Here is a 22,955-nt window from a genome sequence, read left to right on the forward strand (position 1 = left end):
GCAGGACGTTCAATTGCCGTCCTACGTCATTCGCTGCCCGCAGCGCCTTCCGCCCTTCCATCGCTAGAGAGTGAAGTGCCACCATGTCCGAACAGCCCTTGCCGACGCTGCCGATGTGGCGCGTCGACCACATCGAGCCCTCGCCCGAGATGTTGGCGCTACGCGCCAACGGTCCGATCCACCGCGTGCGCTTCCCCTCCGGGCACGAAGGCTGGTGGGTGACAGGCTACGACGAGGCCAAGGCGGCGCTGTCCGACGCGGCGTTCCGGCCCGCGGGAATGCCGCCGGCGGCATTCACCCCGGATTCGGTGATTCTCGGTTCGCCGGGGTGGCTGGTCTCGCATGAGGGGGGCGAGCATGCCCGGTTACGCACGATCGTGGCGCCTGCCTTCAGCAACCGCAGGGTGAAGCTGCTCGCGCAGCAGGTCGAGGCGATCGCCGCGCAGTTGTTCGAGACGCTGGCGGCCCAGCCCCAGCCCGCCGACCTGAAGCGCCACCTCTCCTTTCCGCTGCCGGCCATGCTCATCAGCGCGCTGATGGGCGTGCCTTACGAGGATCACGCCTTTTTCGCCGGGCTGTCCGACGAGGTGATGACGCATCAGCATGAAAGCGGCCCTCGCAGCGCGTCGCGCCTGGCCTGGGAAGAACTGCGCGCCTACATTCGTGGCAAGATGTGGGACAAGCGCCAGGATCCGGGCGACAACCTGCTGACAGATCTGCTCGCGGCGGTCGAGCAGGGCAATGCGACCGAGGAAGAGGCGATCGGCCTGGCGGCGGGCATGCTGGTGGCGGGGCACGAGAGCACCGTCGCGCAGATCGAATTCGGCCTGCTGGCCATGTTCCGCCATCCGCAACAGCGCGAACGCCTAGTCGGCGATCCATCCCTGGTGGACAAGGCGGTGGAGGAAATCCTGCGCATGTACCCGCCGGGCGCGGGCTGGGACGGCATCATGCGCTATCCGAGGACCGACGTGACTATCGCGGGCGTGCATATTCCCGCGGAGAGCAAGGTGCTCGTCGGCCTGCCGGCGACATCGTTCGATCCGCGCTATTTCGACGACCCGGAAACCTTCGACATCGGACGCGACGAAAATCCGCACCTGACGTTCTCGCACGGGCCGCACTACTGCATCGGCATGGCGCTGGCCAGGCTGGAACTCAAGGTGGTGGTCGGTTCGATCTTCCAGCGCTTTCCCGCGCTGCGCCTGGCCGTGGCGCCCGAAGAACTGAAGTTGCGCAAGGAGATCATCACTGGCGGGTTCGAGGAGTTGCCGGTGCTCTGGTGATGCACGGACGCCGCCGGGAATCGTGATCTTCTCCGCAATTTGCCGGCGCGCCTAGCGCGCGCCGGTCAGATCAGCCAGCCAACAGGTAACCAAGATGGACGTGCAAGAAACCACGGCAGCATGCCGGGACGCCTTCGCCGAACTGGCGTCGCCAGCGTGCATCCACGACCCGTATCCGTTCATGCGGTGGTTGCGCGAGCACGATCCGGTGCATCGCGCGGCGTCGGGCCTCTTTCTGTTGAGCCGCCACGCCGACATCTACTGGGCACTCAAGGCCACGGGCGATGCGTTTCGGGGACCGGCGCCGGGCGAACTGGCGCGCTATTTCCCGCGTGCGGCGACCAGCCTGTCACTCAAACTGCTGGCGTCCACGCTAGCGATGAAGGACCCACCGACGCATACGCGTCTGCGCCGGCTGATCTCGCGCGATTTCACCATGCGCCAGATCGACAACCTGCGGCCGAGCATCGCGCGCATCGTCGCAGCGCGCTTGGACGGCATGGCGCCCGCGCTGGAGCGCGGGGAGGCGGTGGACCTGCATTGGGAATTCGCGCTGGCCTTGCCCATGCTGGTCTTCGCCGAACTGTTCGGCATGCCCCAGGACGACATGTTCGGGCTTGCCGCCGGCATCGGCGCCATTCTGGAAGGCCTGAGCCCACACGCCAGCGATCCCCAGCTCGCCGCGGCGGACGCGGCCAGCGCCACGGTGCAGGCCTACTTTAGCGACCTCATACAGCGCAAGCGCACCGGTCCCTGCAACGACATCGTGTCGATGGTGGTCGGCGTACACGACGACGATGCCGACACGCTGTCGGATGCGGAGTTGATCAGCATGCTGTGGGGCATGCTGCTGGGCGGCTTCGCCACCACTGCTGCAACCATCGACCATGCGGTCCTGGCGATGCTGGCGTATCCCGAACAGCGGCACTGGCTGCAGGGAGACGCCGTGGGGGTGAAGGCATTCGTCGAAGAAGTCCTGCGCTGCGACGCGCCTGCCATGTTCAGCTCCATTCCGCGTATCGCCCAGCGCGACATCGAACTGGGCGGCGTGGTGATCCCGAAGAACGCGGACGTGCGCGTGCTGATCGCGGCCGGCAATCGCGACCCGGACGCCTTCGCCGACCCCGACCGCTTCAATCCCGCGCGGTTCTACGGCACCACTCCTGGCATGTCGACCGACGGGAAGATCATGCTGAGCTTCGGCCACGGCATCCACTTCTGCCTCGGTGCGCAACTGGCCCGGGTGCAGTTGGCCGAGAGCCTGCCGCGGATCCAGGCGCGCTTCCCCACGCTGGCATTGGCCGAGCAGCCGACCCGGGAACCCTCCGCGTTCCTTAGGACGTTCCGCGCGCTGCCGGTGCGGCTGCATGCGCAGGGGGGCTGAGATGCGCGTCGTGATCGATCAGGATCTGTGCGGGACCACCGGGCAGTGCGTGCTGACGCTGCCGGGCACCTTTCGCCAGCGCGAACCGGACGGCGTGGCGGAAGTGTGCGTGGCGACGGTCTCGCAGGCGCTGCACGCCGCCGTGCGGCTCGCGGCCAGCCAGTGCCCGGTCGCCGCTATTCGGGTCATCGAAAGCGAGGCTGGCGATGACGAGCGCGCCAGCGCCGACCCTGCGCCTTCTCCGGCGGAGGCTGAGCGGCATGCCGCGAAAGACCAACGCAACCCAGGAGGACACGTGGGACGGTTTGAAGGCAAGGTGGCCGTGGTGACGGGCGCCGGCGCCGGCATCGGCAAGGCATGCGCCCTCGCCATCGCGCGCGAGGGCGGCAGAGTGGTGGTGGCCGACATTGATGGCTCGGCGGCCATCGCCTGCAGCGCGCAGATCGCGGCCGAAGCGGGCCACGCGCTGGCCCTGGCCATGGACATCGCCGATGCGCAGGCGGTGGCAGCGCTGTTCGAGACGGCGGAGCGGCACTTCGGTGGGGTCGACCTGCTGGTGAACAACGCGAGCGCCATGCATCTGACCCCGCGCGACCGCGCGATCCTCGACCTGGACCTGGCGGTCTGGGATCAGACAATGGCGACCAATCTGCGCGGCACGCTGCTCTGCTGCCGGGAGGCCATCCCACGAATGATCGCCCGCGGGGGTGGCGCGATCGTCAACATGTCGTCGTGCCAGGGGCTCAGCGGTGACACCGCGCAGACGTCCTACGCCGCGTCGAAGGCGGCGATGAACATGCTGTCGGCCTCGCTCGCCACCCAGTACGGTCATGCGCAGATCCGCTGCAACGCGGTTGCGCCGGGTCTCATCATGACCGAGCGTCTCCTCGCCAAGCTGGACGAGTGCATGCAACGGCATCTGAGCCGGCACCAGCTCCTGCAGCGCGTCGGCCGCCCCGAGGACGTGGCCGCGCTGGTGGCGTTCCTGCTCTCCGACGATGCTGCGTTCATCACCGGCCAGGTCCTGTGCATCGACGGTGGCATGCTGGCGCATGTGCCGACATACGCCGACGGTGGCAACAGCCGCGCCGCGCGGCCTGCCGGCGACACCACCGAAGCGGCCGCGGCGCCGCGCTGCTGATGGACATGCTGCTCAACCCGCTGGACCGTCGGCACCGGCTGCGGGACGACATCCCGGTCGTGCCCGGCGCTTTCCCCCTGGTCGGACATCTTCCCGCCATCGTATGCGACCTGCCGCGCCTGCTGCGGCGCGCGGAACGGACGCTGGGCAGCCACTTCTGGCTGGATTTCGGCCCTGCCGGACACCTGATGACCTGCGTGGATCCGGATGCGTTTGCATTGCTCCGGCACAAGGACGTGTCCTCGGCGCTGATCGAAGAGATCGCGCCCGAATTGCTTGGCGGAACGTTGGTCGCCCAGGACGGCGGCGCGCACCGGCAGGCGCGCGACGCGATCAAGGCGGCGTTCCTGCCCAAGGGGCTGACCCAAGCCGGCATCGGCAACCTGTTCGCGCCCGTCATCCAGGCGCGGGTGCAGGCGTGGCGCGACCGCGGCGATGTGACCATCCTGCGCGAGACCGGCGACCTGATGCTCAAGCTCATCTTCAGCCTCATGGGAATCCCAGCGCAGGACTTGCCGGGATGGCATCGCAAATACCGGCAACTGCTGCAGTTGATCGTCGCGCCCCCGGTCGACCTGCCCGGACTCCCCTTGCGGCGCGGCCGCGCCGCCCGCGACTGGATCGACGCGCAGTTGCGCCAGTTCGTCCGCGACGCGCGCGCGCATGCCGCGCGCACTGGGTTGATCAATGACATGGTGAGCGCCTTCGATCGCGGCGACGATGCGCTTTCCGACGACGTCCTGGTCGCCAATATCCGCTTGCTGCTGCTTGCCGGCCACGACACCACCGCCTCGACGATGGCCTGGATGGTGATCGAGCTGGCGCGGCAGCCTGGGCTGTGGGACGCCCTGGTCGAGGAGGCGCAACGCGTGGGCGCGGTGCCGACCCGGCACGCGGACCTGGCGCAGTGTCCGGTCGCCGAGGCGCTGTTCCGCGAGACGCTGCGCGTGCATCCGGCGACCACGCTCCTGCCGCGTCGCGCGCTGCAGGAATTGCAACTCGGCCAACGGCGCATTCCTGCGGGCACCCCTCTGTGCATCCCGCTGCTGCATTTCTCGACCTCTGCGCTGCTGCACGAGGCGCCTGATCAGTTCCGCCTGGCACGGTGGCTGCAACGCACGGAGCCGATCCGGCCGGTGGACATGCTGCAGTTCGGTACCGGCCCACACGTCTGCATCGGTTACCACCTGGTATGGCTGGAAATGGTGCAGTTCTGCATCGCCTTGGCACTGACCATGCACAAGGCCGGGGTGCGGCCGCGGTTGCTGAGCGCCGTCGAAAAAGGTCGGCGCTATTTCCCGACCGCACATCCGTCCATGAAAATCCGCATCGGATTCTCATGAGCTGGCATCGCATGCCCCGTGTGGCGAGGCAGCTGCGCCGGCGACGCGCGGCAATGCTGCACTTGGCGCGCGCGCTCGGTGCGACGCCGCCAACACCGCGGCGGCTCGGACGCTCGCCGTGGCCGTGCCAGGTACAAGGACATGAACGACATGCAGACCGATTCCACGCTACACGACGACGCGCAGGCGCGTGGCGCATCCGGCAGGCTGCCGCCGGAGATCTGGATGCAGGACGGCGCAAGGCGGGTCGAACAGGCGCTGGCGCGTCTTCTCTGCGCCGAAGACGACGGTGAGACCGAGCTGATGGCGGCGATGCGCTACGCCACCTTGCATGGCGGAAAGCGCACCCGCGCCTTGCTCTGTCTGGCTACCGGCGCACTGGCCGACACGCCGGCGCACATGCTCGACGATGTCGGCGCCGCCATCGAGATGATGCACGCCTGTACCCTGGTCCACGACGACCTGCCCGCAATGGACGATGACGTGCTTCGCCGCGGCCTTCCGACCGTGCACGTCAAGTTCGGCGAAGCCACTGCGATCCTGGTCGGCGATGCGCTGCAGGCGCACGCCTTCCTGACCCTGGCGAGCCTGGATGCGCCGGGCGACAACCGTATCGCGCTCGTGCGCGAACTGGCGCAGGCGGTGTCCGCCGAGGGTGCCGCAGGCGGGCAGGCCATGGATCTGTCGCTGGTAGGAAAGCACGTCGAGCTGGACAGGATCGTGGCGATGCACCGGATGAAGAGCGGAGCACTAGTGCGCGCGTCCGTTCGCATGGGCGCGCTATGCGCCATCGCGGAGGATGCCGCCCACGCTGCGCTGTACTGTGCGCTCGATCGCTACTCCGCCTGTTTCGGCCTGGCGTTGCAGGTGGTCGACGACATTCTCGACGCGACAGCGGATACCGCGACGTTGGGCAAGACCCCCGGCAAGGACGCGGCGGCGCAGAAACCGACCTGTGCGTCGATCATGGGGCTGCAGGCAGCGCGCCAGTTGGCGCTGGATCTGTTGCGCGACGCCGGGGAGGCCATCGCCCCGCTGGGAACGCGTGCGGAACGGTTGGCGCAGATGCTGCAGCGGGCCAACGCGTATCTGTTCAAGCACGCGCCATGCGCATGAGCGCGCCCGTCCGCATGGAGTCGCCCCTGTGCCGCTGCGATCGATCGGCCGGCGTGAGCGGTGCATGCTGCACTGTGTCCAAGTCGGCGGCGGCGATCGCAGCGGTTGCTCAGCACAGCCGCGGCGTACGCGGCGCGCTGCGCGCAAGCCTATGCGGCGGACCGGCCCCAGCATGGGGCGCGTCGCCGCGCCGGAGCAGGGCGGCCGTCCGGCGCTGCCCGTGCGCCGGGCCGCGACGGACCTGCGGCGACGTGCGCGGCGTCTGCCCGATCCTGGTTCCCGTCAACTGTCTGCAGAAGGAACAAACCGCGTGAACGCGCTGTCCGAACAGATCCTTTCCGAATTGCGCCACCTGCTGATCGAGATGAGCGACGGCGGCAGCGTCGGTCCGTCCGTCTACGACACGGCCCGAGCTCTGCAGTTCCACGGCAACGTCACCGGTCGGCAGGACGCATACGCGTGGCTCATCGCGCAACAACAGGCCGATGGCGGATGGGGAAGCGCGGACTTCCCGCTGTTCCGCCATGCGCCCACCTGGGCGGCGTTGCTGACATTGCAGCGTGCCGATCCTCTTCCCGGCGCGGCCGACGCAGTCCAGGCTGCAACCCGGTTCCTCGAGCGCCAGCCCGATCCCTACGCGCATTCGGTGCCGGAGGACGCGCCGATCGGCGCGGAGCTGATCCTGCCGCAGTTGTGCGGCGAGGCCGCATCCTTGCTGGGCGGCGTGGGGTTTCCGCGCCACCCGGCGCTGTTGCCGTTGCGGCAGGCGTGCCTTGTCAAGTTGGGGGCGGTGGCGACGTTGCCGAGCGGCCATCCGTTGCTGCACTCCTGGGAAGCCTGGGGAACGTCGCCGACCACCGCATGCCCCGACGACGACGGCAGCATTGGCATCAGTCCGGCGGCCACCGCCGCGTGGCGTGCGCACGCCGTAACACATGGGAGCACGCCGCAGGTCGGGCGCACCGACGCGTATCTGCAGGCGGCATCGCGGGCGACGCGCAGCGGCATCGAAGGTGTCGTTCCCAACGTCTGGCCGATCAATGTGTTCGAGCCATGCTGGTCGCTGTACACCCTGCATCTGGCCGGGCTGTTCGCGCATCCCGCGTTCGCCGATGCCGTGCGCGTGATCGTCGCGCAGCTCGACGCCCGCATGGGCGTGCGCGGTCTGGGCCCGGCCTTGCACTTCGCAGCCGATGCCGACGACACCTCCGTTGCGTTGTGCGTCCTGCGCCTTGCAGGTCGCGACCCGCCGGTCGATGCGCTGCGCGATTTCGAAATCGGCGAGCTATTCGTCACCTTCCCCGGCGAGCGCAATGCCTCGGTGTCGACCAACATCCATGCCCTGCATGCGTTGCGACTGTTGGGAAAGCCCGCCGCCGGCACCAGCTACTACGTCGAGGCCAATCGCAACCCGCACGGTCTATGGGACAACGAAAAATGGCACGTTTCGTGGCTGTATCCCACCGCGCATGCGGTCGCTGCGCTGGCGCAAGGCAAGCCCCAGTGGCGCGACGAGCGCGCGCTGGCGGCGCTGCTGCAGGCGCAGCGCGATGACGGCGGCTGGGGCGCCGGTCGCGCGTCCTCATTTGAGGAAACCGCCTATGCGCTGTTCGCGTTGCACGTCATGGACGGGAGCGAAGAGCCGACAGGGCGCCGGCGCATCGCGCAGGCGGTGGCGCATGCGCTGGAGTGGATGCTCGCCCGCCATGTGGCGCGTGCATTGCCGCAGACGCCGCTGTGGATCGGCAAGGAACTGTATTGCCCGACCCGGGTCGTGCGCGTGGCCGAACTCGCCGGGTTGTGGCTGGCGCTTCGTTGGGGGCGGCGCGTCCTGGCCGAGGGAGCAGGAGCGGCGCCATGATCCCGACCGAAAGCGCGCTGCAGCAGGTGCTGGAGTGGGGGCGTTCCTTGACAGGGTTCGCCGACGAGCATGCCGTGGAAGCGGTCAGAGGCGGCCAGTACATCCTGCAGCGCATCCACCCGAGCCTGCGCGACACCAGCGCCCGCACTGGCCGCGACCCGCAGGACGAAACGCTGATCGTGGCGTTCTATCGCGAACTGGCGCTGCTGTTCTGGCTCGACGATTGCAACGACCTTGGCCTGATCGCGCCGGAGGAGCTCGCCGCGGTGGAGCAGGCGCTGGGGCAGGGCGTGCCGTGCGCGCTCCCCGGATTCGAGGGCTGCGCTGTGCTGCGCGCTTCGCTGGCCGCGCTCGCCTACGATCGTCGCGACTATGCTCGGCTTCTCGACGACACCCGGTGCTACTGCGCGGCGCTCCGCGCCGGACACGCGCAGGCGGTAGGGGCGGAACGCTGGTCCTACGCCGAGTACCTGCACAACGGCATCGATTCGATCGCCTACACGAACGTGTTCTGTTGCCTGTCGTTGCTGTGGGGGCTGGACATGGTGACCTTGCGCGCGCGTCCGGCGTTTCGCCAGGTCCTGCGGCTCATCTCCGCGATAGGGCGCCTGCAGAACGATCTGCATGGACGCGACAAGGACAGGTCGGCCAGCGAGGCCGACAACGCGGCGATCCAGCTGCGGCAGCGCTATCCGGCTATGCCTGTGGTGGAGTTCCTCAACGACGAGTTGGCCGGCCATACGCGCATGCTGCACCGGGTGATGGCGGAAGAACGCTTTCCCGCGCCGTGGGGAGCGTTGATCGAGGCCATGGCGGCCATCCGCGCGCAGTACTACCAGACCTCGACCAGCCGCTACCGCAGCGACGCTGCGGGGGGAGGCCAGCGTGCGCCCGCCTGAACGGCGGGATGCGGCTGCGTGCGCGCGCTGCCGTCGGTCCGATCCGATGCAACGCCGTCCCCCGATGCGACGGATGGAGCGAGCATGAGCGATAGCGACAACATCCCGAGCCGGCGCAAGGACGACCATCTGGACATCGTGCTGGATCGGCGAACGGCGCCGGCCACGGTCGCCGCCGGCTGGGAGTACATCCGTTTCGAACACTGCGCATTGCCCGAGTTGGACCTGACGCAGATCGACCTGCGCGCCTCGCTGCTGGGCAAGACCATGCGCGCGCCGCTGCTGATCAGCTCCATGACCGGCGGCGTGCCACGCGCCGAGGCCATCAACCGGCATCTGAGCGAGGCAGCACAAGCCTTGGGGATCGCCATGTGCGTCGGTTCGCAGCGCGTGAGCCTGCAATCCTGCAACTCCCAGGGGCTGACGCGCGCGCTGCGCCGCATGGCCCCAGACATTCCCTTGCTGGCTAATATCGGCGCCGCGCAACTGCGCGAGGCCGACGGCCTGGACCTGGCGCGCCGGGCGGTGGATGCGCTGGAGGCCGATGGACTCATCGTCCATCTCAATGCGCTGCAGGAAGCGGTACAGCCGGAGGGCGACCGCGACTGGCGCGGCGTCCTGGCGCAGATCGCTCGCGCCGCGCGCAGCGTGGACGTGCCGATTGTGGCCAAGGAAGTGGGGTCGGGCCTGTCCGCCTCGGTGGCCTGCGCGCTCGTCAAGGCGGGCGTGGCGGTCATCGATGTCGCCGGCGCCGGCGGCACCAGTTGGGCCGCGGTGGAGGGCGAGCGCGCCCGCGATGCCGCCGACCGTGCAGTGGCGATGGCGTTCGCCGACTGGGGGATTCCGACCCCGGCCAGCGTGCAGGCGGTACGTCGGGCGCTGCCAACTGTGAAGCTGATCGCGTCGGGCGGGATCCGCGACGGCGTCGACGTGGCCAAGGCCATCCGCCTGGGCGCGGACATCGCCGGGCAGGCGGCCGGCGTGCTGCGCGCGGCGACGGTGTCCACCGAGGCGGTTGTCGCGCATTTCGAGATCGTCATCCGCCAGTTGGCCGTTGCCTGCTTCTGCACCGGCTCGGCTGATCTGGCGGCGTTGCGTCAGGCGCGCTTGTTGCCCTCGCCGCATCTGCCCGCCGGTTGATGCCGGCGTCGCCCGCACGTGGCGGCGGGCGCCTAGCAGGCTGCTGAATACCTACGCCAAAGATAGACTACTGATCCACCTTGGCGAGGCGGTTCAATGCGCGGGAGCTCGTGATCACCAGAAGGGAAGTCGATGCCCAGGACGTGGCTTGGTTGGAGACGCCAAGGATCGTCAAACTGACGATTCTTGTAACGTGGTCGGGGATCGAGAGCGACAGGATCGAACCGGTCTCGTCCCGCATAGCGGAACGATAGCTCCACCGGAAGCATTCGGTTCTGCCACAGCATCGGCCAGGCAAAAATAACTTGCGTTGCGCAGATAAAATGCCCTGATCCTGCCATTCCTCCATGGGCACGTGGGCGGGGAGAAATCTCATACAACTGGCAGCGAAGGGAGGCTCGGCCCAATGAGCGGGGTGGCGCGTGAAGAAGTTAATCCGGTGTCATCGGCAACGTTCGCGCCGCTCGAGAATTCAACTTTCCGTCCGATCTGGATTGCCACACAGGTATCCAGTCTAGGGTGGCTGATTCAAATGGTTGCCATCAGTTGGCTGATGGCGACCATTTCGACATCGGATGTGATGGTCGCCTTGGTGCAGGCTTCGACAACCTTGCCCACATTCCTCCTGTCAATTATCGCCGGCGCCCTAGCGGACAATTACAGCCGCCGCAATCTCATGTTCGCTGGCTGGTGCGTGATAGCATTGTCCTCGACGATGCTGACTGTTCTTGCAGGTCTCGGAATTTTCAATCCATGGATGGTTCTTGCATTCAGCTGTTTGGCCGGAGTAGGCGCCGCTTTCACCGACCCCGCCTGGCACGCGTCGGTTGGCGATATCCTGCGAAAGCGCGATGTTCCGGCCGCCGTCACGCTTATCTCGGTCGGATATAACGCCGTCCGAAGCATCGGTCCCGCTCTCGGTGGCGTCGTCGTTGCTTCCTTTGGCCCTTTGACGGCTTTCGCAGTGGCGACGCTTACATATCTGATGCTGCTGTGGACCATAGGGCGCTGCAAATGGCATGTTCGCCCGTCACCGCTGCCGAGTGAACCATTGACCACGGCGATCCATGACGGAGCGCGCTTCACTGCCCTGTCATCCGAAATCAAGGCAGCAATTGCCCGCGGTGCCCTTTTTGGGCTGACGAGCATCTCTATACTAGCGCTCTTGCCTCTCGTCGCCCGCGATCAGCTGGGGGGAGGGCCAGTCGTTTACGGCATCCTGATGGCCGGCTTCGGGACCGGCGCCTTGTTCGCCGGCATCTGCAACAACATTCTGAGACGGAGGCTGTCCCAGGAACGTTTGACGACACTGTCGTGCATCGCCTGTGCGGCTTGTTGTCTATCGCTTGCTTTCACCCCCTCGGTGGCGGTGGCGGCTATCGCGCTGGCGCTCGGCGGCGCGGGCTGGGTCGTGACCTGGACCGGGCTGGACGTAAGCGTCCAGTTGGCGAGTCCAAGGTGGGTCGTTGGTCGCACGCTCTCGATCTATTATGCCCTTTCATCCGGCGGCATCGCGGCTGGCAGCTGGCTGTGGGGTACGGTGGCCGAGAGCTATTCGCTGAGCTCGGCTCTGGAGCTTTCAGGTGGCGCGCTGGTGCTGGTCGCTGGCACCGGCTTCCTGCTGCCCATCCGTCAATGGAAAGATTCCGATCAGGCTCCTCTTGGCTTCGAAACGCCTCAGGTTGCCCTGGATTTGAAGCCCCGAAGCGGGCCGATCGTCGCCAAGATCGAATATTCAATACCCGAAGCAAATGTCGAAGCGTTCCTGGAGCAGATGCGGGAACGGCGGCGAGTACAAAGCGGCGTTGGTGCGCGACACTGGAATCTCCAGCGCGACCTCCAGCAGCCTTCGCGTTGGACCGAAACCTTCCGCACCCCGACCTGGATGGACTACCTTCGTCTGAACCACCGCCTTACGGCAGCCGACAAGGAGTTGGACCAGCGTCTCCTCGCATTGCACCTGGGAGAGCTTCCTCCTCGAACCACGCTTGCGATCGAGCGGCCGACTGGAGCTGGCCGCAAGCGGGACCAATCGATGCGGTTCTTTTTCCGGCGTTGACATCCGTCCAGGCGTCCGCGCTGGTGAGACAGGATGGGTTGGAAACGAGCCAACGCTCTCACCATCCGTTTTGCAGATCGGCTTCGATCCATTCGGGTGGTTGCCGAGCCGGCATACTGGGCGGCTCAGACGTATCCTTGTCGGAGAGATTCCTCGGCACTCGAGCGTCTTGCAGCGCGTTGCGCTCAAGCTCACCGGCACCTGTTCGGTGCGTTCCCAAACAGAGCAATGGCTTTTCGCGCCGCAAACCCGAGGTGGGTAATTCTGGTTTTTGCTGGGTTTAACTCTACGAAATATGAACAGGATCGGCTTCACGGCCCGTCTGGTTCGCACTGGCCACAGAGGAATACACAGATATGGCGACCGGAACAGTGAAGTGGTTCAACAGCACCAAAGGTTTTGGCTTCATCCAACCCGATGACGGCGGTCAGGACGTTTTCGTCCATATTTCAGCTGTAGAACGGGCTGGACTTTCAAACCTCGTTGATGGGCAGAAGATCAAGTACGAGATCGAGCAGGACCGCCGTAGCGGCAAGTCCTCCGCAGGTAGTCTCAGCAAGGTAGGCTGATTTTCTCGTCGGACCCGCAGAGCGCGAAGGATAAGTCAAGCCGAAGGTACCATCGTCATTCGCGGGGCGTATCGCGACGGACTCTCTTATACGAGACGATCCTGATGCGTCACGCAAACGGCGAATCACGAACGCTCTCGCCGCAAACCCCTTCCGCCCGGAAATCTGCCCCGGTTACGGCTCTCGGCGTATCCCAGAGTTGGGAGAAGCTTCTGCCAGACTACAACTGTAACCTCATATCGGTTTAGCAGGTCAAGCGTCGGTGGTACCCTGATTGGGTAACTTAACCACTTTGGAGGCCGAGCAATGGATCGCGATAACAAACGGGCACGCGCAGCTGCAAGTTCATCCCAAGACGTGGGGAATCGCAGTACCCTCCGTGACCTTCCATACGGACCATTGACCGATGTTGCAGAACGGCTGGTAAGCGCTAACCCGCGCGATACAGCGCGAAATCTTGGGACCTTCAAAGAACTCGGGAGGCGAGAGCGCATAGCCGTTCGGGGCACTCGAACCGAGCCAGAAACTGACCTCGCGAGATTTGAAACGCGGACCAATCAGCTTGGACGATCAGCCGTCGATCTGGGGGATAAATTGACTGCCGGGTTGGGACACACCTCGGATGAAGTAGCATTGGAGCAATTCAGAGCAGTCAGTAATGTGTCTCATTACCTTCGGCCAGAGACACAAGATAGTATTGTTAATCGGATTGGCAACATGGACCCACCTTCGCAAGCTATCGGAGCGCTTTACGCTGCGCAAAACTTCAGCAAGTTTAACGCTGAAAATAAAGCTCGCATTTTTGATCAGGCCGCTGAATTGGCTACCGATCCGGATGGCCACGTCAGGTCGACAGCATCCAATGCTATGTACGCGATGTATCACCAGTTAGATCCAAATCAACAGGCCCAAGCTCACTCAATTCCCGGCATGCAAGACATCTTGCCGCAGATGCCTCCTCCGCGGCATGCAGCAGAGGAACGCAGTGCGGATCTGGACGCCCACATAGCAGGTATTGGGGCTGCAGTCCGTGATACAGTTGGCCCTCAAACCTCCCACGAACAGCTGCAGCGGGGTGGTCAAGTCGGCCGGGACATAAGCCACTCCTACAATCACGCCCGAGAGGATCTAATGGAGGCTAGGAGAAGCAGAGATCGCACCGGCCGTTGAGGTCTCGGCCATGGCAGTAGCGCTTCCTCTCCCGAATTCCGTTCACGGCCTTGCTGTTTCCAATTCCCTGGCCGTCGACGTATCTGCTTAGTGAAACTTTCAAAATCCACGTCTGCCGGGTGGCGCGATGCAAGCATCGCACCACCCGCTGCGGCATCGATCTGTCGAGCGTCGGCATCGCGACCTCGGTTCGGTGTCAAAAGCAAGCGCAGCATCAGCACGGCTAATTCGGCCATGGAACAATGTCTTCTACAAAAACGACGTCCCCCAACATAGCCATTAGCATCGCGTGCTCACTCGCCTTGGGGTTCTGTGCGGCGAGTCTGTACGCAACCTTCCGCCACGGGGGTAGCGGCGAGGCTCTGATGGCGTTTGATGTCCGTGCCTTTTGGTTTGAGACGCCCTTCTATTTGGGTTTCGCAACCCCCGTTTTCTATCAGGGCGCGGCTATCGTGCTCTCGACATCCGCGGTTGTCTTGCTGATTCAGCAGTTCGTATTGCGCCGCAAGCTCGAACACCACGGGACCGCTCGTTGGGCTCGAGTGGATGAAATGCGACGCACGGGATATCTGCGACGATACCGTGGCGTGACAGGGCCGGTCTTCGGGAAGACGAGTGGTCCTTTCTGGCCTGGCTATTACCTGACCAATGGCGAGCAGCCTCACAGCCTCATCGTTGCGCCGACCCGCGCTGGCAAGGGCGTCGGCATAGTCATTCCAACGCTCCTTACATTCAAAGGCTCAGTGATAGCTCTGGACGTCAAGGGGGAGCTCTTTGAGCTCACCTCTAGGGCGCGCAAAGCCGCAGGCCACGAAGTGTTCAAATTCGCGCCGCTGGATTCGGAGCGGCGCACCAACTGCTACAATCCGCTGTTGGACCTTATAGCGCTGCCTCCGCAGCTGCAATTCACCGAAGCCCGCCGCTTGGCCGCAAACCTGATCACGGCCAAGGGGGAGGGGGCGGAAGGTTTCGTCAGCGGCGCGCGAGATATCTTTGTCGCGGGGATCCTTGCCTGCATCGAGCGGGGCACGCCAACAATCGGCGCCGTCTATGATCTGTTCGCTCAGCCGGGGGAGAAGTTTAAGCTCTTCGCGCAGCTCGCCATGGAGACCCGGAACAAAGAGGCACAACGCATCTTCGACGACATGGCGGGGAACGATACAAAAATCCTAACCTCCTACACGTCCGTGCTCGGCGATGGCGGGCTCAACTTGTGGGCGGATCCGGCTGTCAAGGCGGCTACAAGTCGCTCGGACTTTTCGGTCTATGATCTTCGCCGTCGCAGAACGTGCATCTATCTTTGCGTTGGTCCGAACGACCTTGAGGTGATCGCGCCTTTGATACGCTTATTTTTTCAGCAAACCGTTTCAATTCTACAGCGGTCGCTGCCCCGCCAGGACGAAAAGCACGAGGTTCTCTTTCTGCTCGATGAGTTCAAGCACTTGGGGAAGCTGGAGGCGATCGAGACCGCAATTACGACTATCGCGGGCTACAAGGGGCGTTTCATGCTCATCATCCAAAGCCTTTCGGCACTAACGGGGGCTTATGGAGAGGCTGGTAAGCAGAATTTTCTCAGCAATACCGGACTGCAAGTGTTCATGGCCACGGCCGATGACGAGACTCCAACCTACATTTCCAAAGCCATCGGTGAATACACGTTTGAAGCCAAATCGATTTCCTACAGCCAGTCGCGAGCGTTCGACCGGAACATTCAGAATTCGTTTCAAGGTGCGCCGCTGCTGCGTCCCGAACAGGTTCGGCTGCTCAATGACGAGTACGAGATTGTTCTCATCAAAGGTCTGCCGCCATTGCAACTGAGGAAGGTGCGATATTTTTCGGACCGCATCCTTAAACGCATCTTTGAAAGCCAGACAGGCGCCCTCCCGGAGCCGGCACCCTTGATGGAAGCTCATCCAGATGACACTGACGGTTAAGCGCCCGTCTCGCGTATCCGTCCCTCGGCGATCAGAAACTCCACTACAGGTGAACGGCTATGGGAATTTGCATCTCCAAATCCTCCGGATCGACTCGACATGCCACATATGACACGGAAGAGTCGCCGCGAGAATCCACGGCAGCGCTGAGGGTCTCCGTGGGCACGCCTGCCGACAGGTTGCGACGGGGCGGAGATGCGCCTCTGGAGCCACATCAGATCCAGCAGGCCGCCTATCATATGGGAGCGTGTGTCGTCGGTGACGACGTCACCAGCCCGATAAGACTCGCGACAGCGGGGCAAACAGTTCACGACGTTCGCCTGCTGCTCAAGCATGGCCGGGGAAACGTTAAGGTGGACGACATTCCCTCTCACGGCCACAACAGCATCGGATCGTCGGTTGCAATGATGGGAGCAGACGACAACATTAAGGTTGCAGTGGCCGTAGTCATGGGAGCGGCGTGCTGCAATCAGACCGCTCCCCTTTCCGCTATCGTCCACGCCCCACACATGGCGGCCGACGAGCGGAGTACGACCTCTAGTGCTTCCGTGTCAATGAAAGAGATAACCGACGAAAGTGATGAGATCCCAGTCAAGACGGGTCACATTTGGAACGAACTGCGGCGCGGAAGCCGCGACCCGAGGTCGACCGTGGTTATGGATGCCTGGGCCAACGGTCCCGCTGTTCGGTTGAAAGACAGCGCATGGAGCGGAGTGCCGGTCAAGGAAGGTCATTGGTCGATGGACAAAAGCACCGCCGAATTCCTGAAAAACCGTGTTGAGGGGTTGATTCCGTTCGTGCATCCGGACACAAATGAACAGACTGCCAACGATTTGCGCCGGAAGCAAAACGCACCCGTATCGTGGAAAAAATATGCAGAAGTACAAGTGATCTCACCCGAGTTCGCTGATAGTGTACGCAACGCATTGTCCCGTATTCCTGAAGACCAACAAAAGGAAATCGCATCACTGATGATTCAGGGAGCCTACGGAATGGATCCTTCCTCGCGCACGCACCAAGACGCAGTGGAATCAGTTCTGGTGGCCGCCAACCAACTGGACTCGCTGCCCCGGCCTCCTGTCGAGCCGCCGGAATTGGCGGTGTATCACCAGTTCGACGCAAATCAACAGGCCCAAGCTCACGCAGTTCCCGGCATGCAAGATATCTTGCCGCACATGCCTCCGCCGCAGCATGCAGTAGAGGAACGGAATGCGAATTTGGACGACCACATAGCAGGTATTGCGGCTTCAGTCCGTGATACAGTAGGCCCGCAAACCTCCCGTCAACAGCTGCGGCGGGGTGGTGAAATCGGGCAGTCCCTAAGTCACCCCTATAATCACGCCCGCGAGGATCTAATGGCTGCCTCCAGAAGCAGAGATCGCTCCGGCCGTTGAGGTCTCGGCCATGGTAAGTGACGGTTTCTCCTCGAATCCCGTTCACGGCCTTGCCAGCCAGGCGCGAACGTTCGATTGGAACATTCAGAATTCGCATCAAGGTGCACCGCTGCTGCGTCCCGAACAGGTTCGGCTGCTCGATGAAGACTACGAGATTGTTCTCATCAAAGGCCTGCCACCATTGCAATTGAGGAAGGTGCGATATTTTTCGGACCGCATCCTTAAACGCATCTTCGAAAGCCAGACAGGCGCCCTCCCGGAGCCGGTACCCTAGACGATAGCGGACGAGGGCTCTCGGCAGAATCTCGACTCGATGACCCGCTGCGTGAATTGGCGCAGGATTTTTGACGATACAGTTTGATGTGAGGCTAGTGTGGACCCGCGAAATAGTAATCCATCCCGTGTAACAGCTTTGCCGCAGGTGCAGGACGCCGGCTTGGAAGAGGATCAAGCGGTCCAGGCCAGGCAAGTGGGCGTTGAGCAGCACCTTGCCGAGGCCCGGAGGCTGTTCGATCAAGCTGACGAGTCGCCAACCAATCCAGAGGAGCTTCAGCGACTGGACCAGGGGCTCCGCGAAGTGCTTCAGCAATGGCAGGATGAGCAAGCCGCCTCGCCTTCTTTCAGCGCTGAGGTTCCCGAGGCGCTCCGGCCGCTGTTCGATGATCGAGCTCACCAGCCGCCAACCAATGCAGAGGAGCTTCTGCGACTGGAACAGGGGTTCCGCGAAGTGCTTCAGCAGCGGCAGGATGATCAAGCCGCCTCGTCTTCGCTCAGCAACCCAGGGATGCGTGCTGGACCGGAGGACCCCAATAGAAGCGTGTCGGAGGCTTTCGCAACATCTGGGCACGCCGGAGTTCAGGCCGCCGCCCCGCCAGTCTTGGCTGCCAGCCAACAGCAGATCCGGCCCTCGCCGGATGCGCTCGACCAGGGCAACCACCTGCCACCCCAGGGGGGCATCATCAACAATGAACATTCCACACCGCTGTTGCGGCCAGCGGAGAGGCAGAGGGCCGTGGATAGGCCGCAAGCCGTCGCCATTCAGCAGCAGCCGAGCGAAATCGGCAATTCAGGCGGCCGCATGCCGATGCAGCCCCCCATGCAGCAATTGGGTGAATTGCCATTGCAAGGGGTACCGGTTCAAGGGACAGGGTCCGAACACATCGGAAGGCTGCATGCGGGAGCCGCGCCCTCAGCAAGGTCCGAGGCGCCCCCGGCTGCGATCGAGGACTCCATAAACGTTTCGTTCGCCGTCCCCAAAGACTTCTCCCATGGGACTCAACGCGTCCCAGACGCAATGCTCTCTTTCTTGGACCGCCCTGGCCCCTTGCCGGATGCTAGCCAAGCGCGGCAAGCGGGCTTTGAGCAGCACGTGGCCGAGCCGCGCCGAGCCGACCCTTTTGCGAGTGGCGCCCGTGCTTCCCGCTATCACCATCTGTCCGACGAACACCGGGACCTTATTGATAGAGCGATCGCCCACTCCCAGGAAAAATATGGCGAGACCACGGCCCGAAAATACACGTTTGCACTTCGCCGGTTGGCGAATGATCTCAGCGCTCGTGGCCAAGCGACCGATCTAAGAAATCACAAATCCCTGGTCGATCACGTCGGTGCCTTCTTTCCGAAAGACGTTGATATGAAGAGCGCGTTGAAGGCCCTGCGTGCGTATCATGAGCCGGGCTATTCAGCGACTGCTGGCGGCCCTGCTGCCAGCTATCCCCATCTGTCCGCCGAACACCGGGATGTTATTGATAAGGCGATCGACCGCGCTGCGGCTCAGCAAAACCAGAGCGCGGACACGCTGCGAATATACTCGAATGCGCTTCGCCGATTGGCGAATGATCTCGGCGCTCGTGGCCAAGCGACTGATCTAAAAAATCACCAATCCCTGGTCGATCACCTCGATACTTTCTTTCCGAATGACCAGAGCATTAAAACGGCGTTGAACGTCCTACGTGCGTATCATGATCCGGGCTATGCAGCGACTGGCTGGTGGCCAGCGGCGGTGCCTTCAAAGCCAGATGCGCGTATCTTGGAAAAATTAAGCAGTGACAGCGAGTTGGCCTTAAGCACCCGTGTCGTCTATGGTCGTCTTCTTCGCAGATTTTCTGAGCAGCTTGAGAGTCGGGGCCAGACGATCTCTGGGCTGGATCACAATTCGCGGACCGAACTCGCCGAGGCGTTGTTTCCAGGCAACAAGAAACTCCGCTTGGCGCTGCAGCGGGTTCACAATGCGGAGATTCCCGAGGCCTTGCGGCCGCTGTTCGATAATCGAGCTCACAAGCCGCCAACCAATCCAGAGGAGCTTCTGCGACTGGAACAGGAGTTCCGCGAAGTGCTTCAGCAGCGGCAGGATGATCAAGCCGCCTCGTCTTCGCTCAGCAACCCAGGGATGCGTGCTGGACCGGAGGACCCCAATAGAAGCGTGTCGGACGCTTTCGCAACATCTGGGCACGCCGGAGTTCAGGCCGCCGCTCCGCCAGTCTTGGCTGCCAGCCAACAGCAGATCCGGCCCTCGCCGGATGCGCTTGACCGGGGCAACCACCTGCCACCCCAGGGGGGCATCATCAACAACGAACATTCCACAGCGCTGTTCCGGCCAGCGAAGAGGCAGAGGGCCCTGAATACGCCGCAAGCCGCCGCCATTCAGCAGCAGCCGCGCGAAATCGGCAATTCAGGCGGCCGCGTGCCGATGCAGCCCCCCATGCGGCAATTGGGTGAATTGCCATTGCAAGGGGTACCGGTTCAAGGGACAGGGTCCGAACACATCGGAAGGCTGCATGCGGAGGCCGCGCCCTCCGCAAGGGCTGAGGCACCCCCCGCTGCCATCGAGAACTCCATAAACGTCTCATTCGCCGTCCCCCAAGGCTTCTCCCATGGGACCCAACGCGTCCCAGACGCGATGCTCTCTTCCTTGAACCGCCCTGGCCCCTTGCCGGATGCTGGCCAAGCGCGGCAAGCGGGTTTTGAGCAGCACGTGGCCGAGCCGCGCCGAGCCGAACCTGTCGCGAGTGGCGCCCGTGCCACCGGCTATCCCCATTTGTCCGACGAACACCGGGACCTTATCGATAAGGCGATCGCCCACGCTGCGGCTCAGCAAAAATATAGCGAGAGCACGGTCCTAAAGTACAGGTATGCACTTCGCCGGTTGGCAAATGATCTCGGCGCTCGTGGCCAAGCGACCGATCTAAAAAATCACCAATCCCTGGTCGATCACCTCGATGCTTTCTTTCCGAAAAGCGATGATATGAAGAGCGCGTTGCACGTCCTGCGTGCGTATCATGAGCCGGGCTATTCAGCGTCTGTTGGTGCCCCGGCTAACCGCTATCCCCACTTGTCCGACGAACACCGGGACGTGATTGATAAGGCGATCGCCCATGCTGAGGCTCAGCAACACCATAGCGCGCCGACGCTCCGAATATACTCGTATGCGCTTCGCCGATTGGCGAATGATCTCGGCGCTCGTGGCCAAGCGACTGATCTAAAAAATCACCAATCCCTGGTCGATCACCTCGATACCTTCTTTCCAAAAAACACTGACATAAAGGATATAAGGCCGGCGTTGAACGTCCTGCGTGCGTATCATGAGCCGGGCTATTCAGCGACTGGCCGGTGGCCAGTGGCGGTGCCTTCAAAGGCAGATGCGCATGTCTTAGAACAAGTGACCAGTGACAGCAGCTTGGCCCCAAGCACCCGTGTTGCCTATGGTCGTAGTCTTCGCAGATTTTCTGAGGCGCTTGAGAGGCGGGGCCAGACGATCTCTGGGCTGGATCATGATTCACGGATCAAATTCGCCGAGGCGTTGTTTCCAGGCAACGATTTTCTCCGCTTGGCGCTTGAACGGGTTCGCGATGCGAAGCCTGCGTCAGACAGGATCGTGGCGGACGCTTTGGCAGCGGCCGGCTCTGGGCACGCCGGAGTTGAGGCCGCCGCCCCGCCAGTCTTGGCTGCCAGCCAACAGCAGATCCGGCCCTGGCCGGATGCGCTTGACCAGGGCAACCTCCTGCCACCCGAGCGGTTCATCATCAACAATGAACATTCGACGGCGCCGTTGCGGCCGGCGGAGAGGCAGGGGACTGATAATCCGCAAAGCATCGCCATTCAGCAGCCGCCGAGCGAAGGCGGCCGCGTGCCGATGCAGCCCCCCATGCGGCAGTTGGGTGAATTGCCATTGCAAGGGGTACCGGTTCAAGGGACAGGGTCCGAACACATTGGAAGCCTGCATGCGGGAGCCGCGCCCTCAGCAAGGTCCGAGGCGCCCCCGGCTGCGATCGAGGACTCCATAAACGTTTCGTTCGCCGTCCCCAAAGACTTCTCCCATGGGACTCAACGCGTCCCAGACGCAATGCTCTCTTTCTTGGACCGCCATGGCCTCTTGCCAGATGCGGAAAAGCCGGAATGGCACTTCGATATTAATGGTCACGGCTACACCGCCCGGAGGCCGGAGGGGGGCAACGACGTTTGGCTCCTCCATCGCGGAGCGATAAGGGAAGCTGGAGCGGCAGCAGTACCGGCAAGGGCTCCGGGACCCGCCTTGCCAGCGACCGCCAGGCTCTCAGACACCCATCTCGGGGTTCCGTTGGTCGATCTGACCACCTCCTCCGATGCACACATCGAAGCCCTTCCGTCAGGCTCGTCCAATCTCCCCCGGGGGGCGGTGCTCGGGGCCACCCAACTGCTGGGCGACGAACATATCCAGAGGGATTACGAATTCCTCGAGCAGCAGCTGCAGCAGGCCGATCCAGCGCTCGCCGCCCGGACGCGGCTGGTCGATCCGTCGGTCTCCCATCTGCTGCGCCACATGGAGCAGCAAGACGCGCGAGGCACATTGCAGTCGATTTATAATCGAAACGCCGGCCCATCCGACTTCCTGTTCGTGCCAGTGAACGATGGGGTGGGTATTGATCGCGGCACCCATTGGTCGCTGCTCCTCGTAGATCGCCGCGATCCGGAAAGAGCGGTCGCCTATCACTACGACTCCATCCAGCAAAATGAACAGCGATACAACGACGCGCCTGCACGAAAGCTCGCTACAAGACTGGACGCGACCCTGGTAACACCCGACATGGCGCAGCAGAAAAACGCTGTTGACTGCGGCGTCTTCGTGGTGGACGGCACGCGCGAGCTGGTTCGTCGATTGGCGAACGAAGAGCGGCCAGACCAGCAGCTGCCGCTGCACCTCAACTACCTCGTCGCCGATCGGCAGGCGCTGCAAAACCGACTGAGAGAGGGCCGCTTGCCGCACGAGCTTGCCGCAAGCCCCGCCGAAGCTTTGGCAGCAGCCGGGTCGCAGGTGCAACACGCCGCGTTGCAAGAGCAGCAAGCCAGACAGGTCGCGCCAGCGCCGTTGGAACGGCACTTGGGCCAGACGCGCGAGGCCGAGGACAAGCTGACGAGTACACTGCACAGGAGCAACCGCGTGAACAGCGGGGGCGTCATCATCAACACTGAACGTTACACAGCGCCGTTGAGACCGGCGAAAAGGCAGAGGACTGACAATTCGCAAAGCCTCGCCATCGGGCGGCAGCCGAGCGACGCAAACACAACGTCCATCGGCCAAGCCTCCGATCAAGCCCGAGCGGACCTCATGGCTTCCTTCAGGAGCAGAGAGCGCTCCGACGCTGGGCGTTGAGCTCGACGGCTAAGCAGAACAGCTCTTTTG

General features: G+C 63.4%; 13 protein-coding genes and 2 pseudogenes. All 15 read left to right on the forward strand.

Annotation, left to right across the window (positions count from 1 at the left end):
• Window positions 1-83: 83 nt before the first annotated feature.
• The 15 genes and pseudogenes from WDX12_RS16090 (at window position 84) to WDX12_RS16160 (ending at window position 22,925) form a co-directional block, all read left to right on the forward strand.
• Window positions 84-1,286, forward strand: a complete 1,203-nt coding sequence (locus WDX12_RS16090) for a cytochrome P450 (protein WP_172234066.1) — start codon at window positions 84-86, stop codon at window positions 1,284-1,286.
• A gap of 94 nt (window positions 1,287-1,380) precedes the next feature.
• On the forward strand, window positions 1,381-2,670 hold the full coding sequence (locus WDX12_RS16095) for a cytochrome P450 (RefSeq protein WP_434725519.1): 1,290 nt from the start codon (window positions 1,381-1,383) through the stop codon (window positions 2,668-2,670).
• A 1-nt stretch (window position 2,671) separates the two neighbouring features.
• Window positions 2,672-2,959 (forward strand): annotated as a pseudogene (locus WDX12_RS16100) (ferredoxin); the annotation flags it as partial.
• A gap of 6 nt (window positions 2,960-2,965) precedes the next feature.
• The gene (locus tag WDX12_RS16105) at window positions 2,966-3,811 is read left to right on the forward strand and encodes an SDR family oxidoreductase (protein ID WP_434725646.1); all 846 of its coding nucleotides are present in this window, start codon (window positions 2,966-2,968) and stop codon (window positions 3,809-3,811) included.
• Window positions 3,811-5,154: a cytochrome P450 gene (locus tag WDX12_RS16110; protein ID WP_434725520.1), complete on the forward strand. Its 1,344-nt coding sequence runs from the start codon at window positions 3,811-3,813 to the stop codon at window positions 5,152-5,154. Before WDX12_RS16105 ends, WDX12_RS16110 begins: the two co-directional genes overlap by 1 nt.
• A gap of 150 nt (window positions 5,155-5,304) precedes the next feature.
• Window positions 5,305-6,270: a polyprenyl synthetase family protein gene (locus WDX12_RS16115; RefSeq protein ID WP_019856502.1), complete on the forward strand. Its 966-nt coding sequence runs from the start codon at window positions 5,305-5,307 to the stop codon at window positions 6,268-6,270.
• A gap of 310 nt (window positions 6,271-6,580) precedes the next feature.
• Entirely contained in the window at window positions 6,581-8,131 is a 1,551-nt protein-coding gene (locus WDX12_RS16120; protein WP_434725521.1) for a hypothetical protein, read from the forward strand.
• On the forward strand, window positions 8,128-9,030 hold the full coding sequence (locus tag WDX12_RS16125; protein WP_434725522.1) for a terpene synthase family protein: 903 nt from the start codon (window positions 8,128-8,130) through the stop codon (window positions 9,028-9,030). Before WDX12_RS16120 ends, WDX12_RS16125 begins: the two co-directional genes overlap by 4 nt.
• Window positions 9,031-9,114: 84 nt before the next feature.
• Window positions 9,115-10,170, forward strand: a complete 1,056-nt coding sequence (gene fni, locus WDX12_RS16130) for a type 2 isopentenyl-diphosphate Delta-isomerase (RefSeq protein ID WP_434725523.1) — start codon at window positions 9,115-9,117, stop codon at window positions 10,168-10,170.
• 406 nt (window positions 10,171-10,576) lie between these two features.
• Window positions 10,577-12,229, forward strand: a complete 1,653-nt coding sequence (locus WDX12_RS16135) for an MFS transporter (RefSeq protein ID WP_434725524.1) — start codon at window positions 10,577-10,579, stop codon at window positions 12,227-12,229.
• Window positions 12,230-12,585: 356 nt separating this feature from the next.
• Window positions 12,586-12,798, forward strand: a complete 213-nt coding sequence (locus tag WDX12_RS16140) for a cold-shock protein (RefSeq protein ID WP_027056331.1) — start codon at window positions 12,586-12,588, stop codon at window positions 12,796-12,798.
• Between the two features lie 1,412 nt (window positions 12,799-14,210).
• On the forward strand, window positions 14,211-15,902 hold the full coding sequence (gene virD4 / locus WDX12_RS16145; protein ID WP_027056329.1) for a type IV secretion system ATPase VirD4: 1,692 nt from the start codon (window positions 14,211-14,213) through the stop codon (window positions 15,900-15,902).
• A 353-nt stretch (window positions 15,903-16,255) separates the two neighbouring features.
• Window positions 16,256-17,296: a type III secretion protein gene (locus tag WDX12_RS16150; RefSeq protein WP_245235615.1), complete on the forward strand. Its 1,041-nt coding sequence runs from the start codon at window positions 16,256-16,258 to the stop codon at window positions 17,294-17,296.
• A gap of 55 nt (window positions 17,297-17,351) precedes the next feature.
• Window positions 17,352-17,644: pseudogene (locus WDX12_RS16155) on the forward strand (type IV secretory system conjugative DNA transfer family protein); the annotation flags it as partial.
• 64 nt (window positions 17,645-17,708) lie between these two features.
• Window positions 17,709-22,925, forward strand: a complete 5,217-nt coding sequence (locus WDX12_RS16160) for a Ulp1 family isopeptidase (RefSeq protein WP_434725525.1) — start codon at window positions 17,709-17,711, stop codon at window positions 22,923-22,925.
• The last annotated feature ends 30 nt before the right edge of the window (window positions 22,926-22,955 follow it).

Origin of the sequence: Mesorhizobium sp. RIZ17 (assembly GCF_051127865.1) — a bacterium.
Classification (GTDB): Bacteria; Pseudomonadota; Alphaproteobacteria; order Rhizobiales; family Rhizobiaceae; genus Mesorhizobium; species Mesorhizobium humile.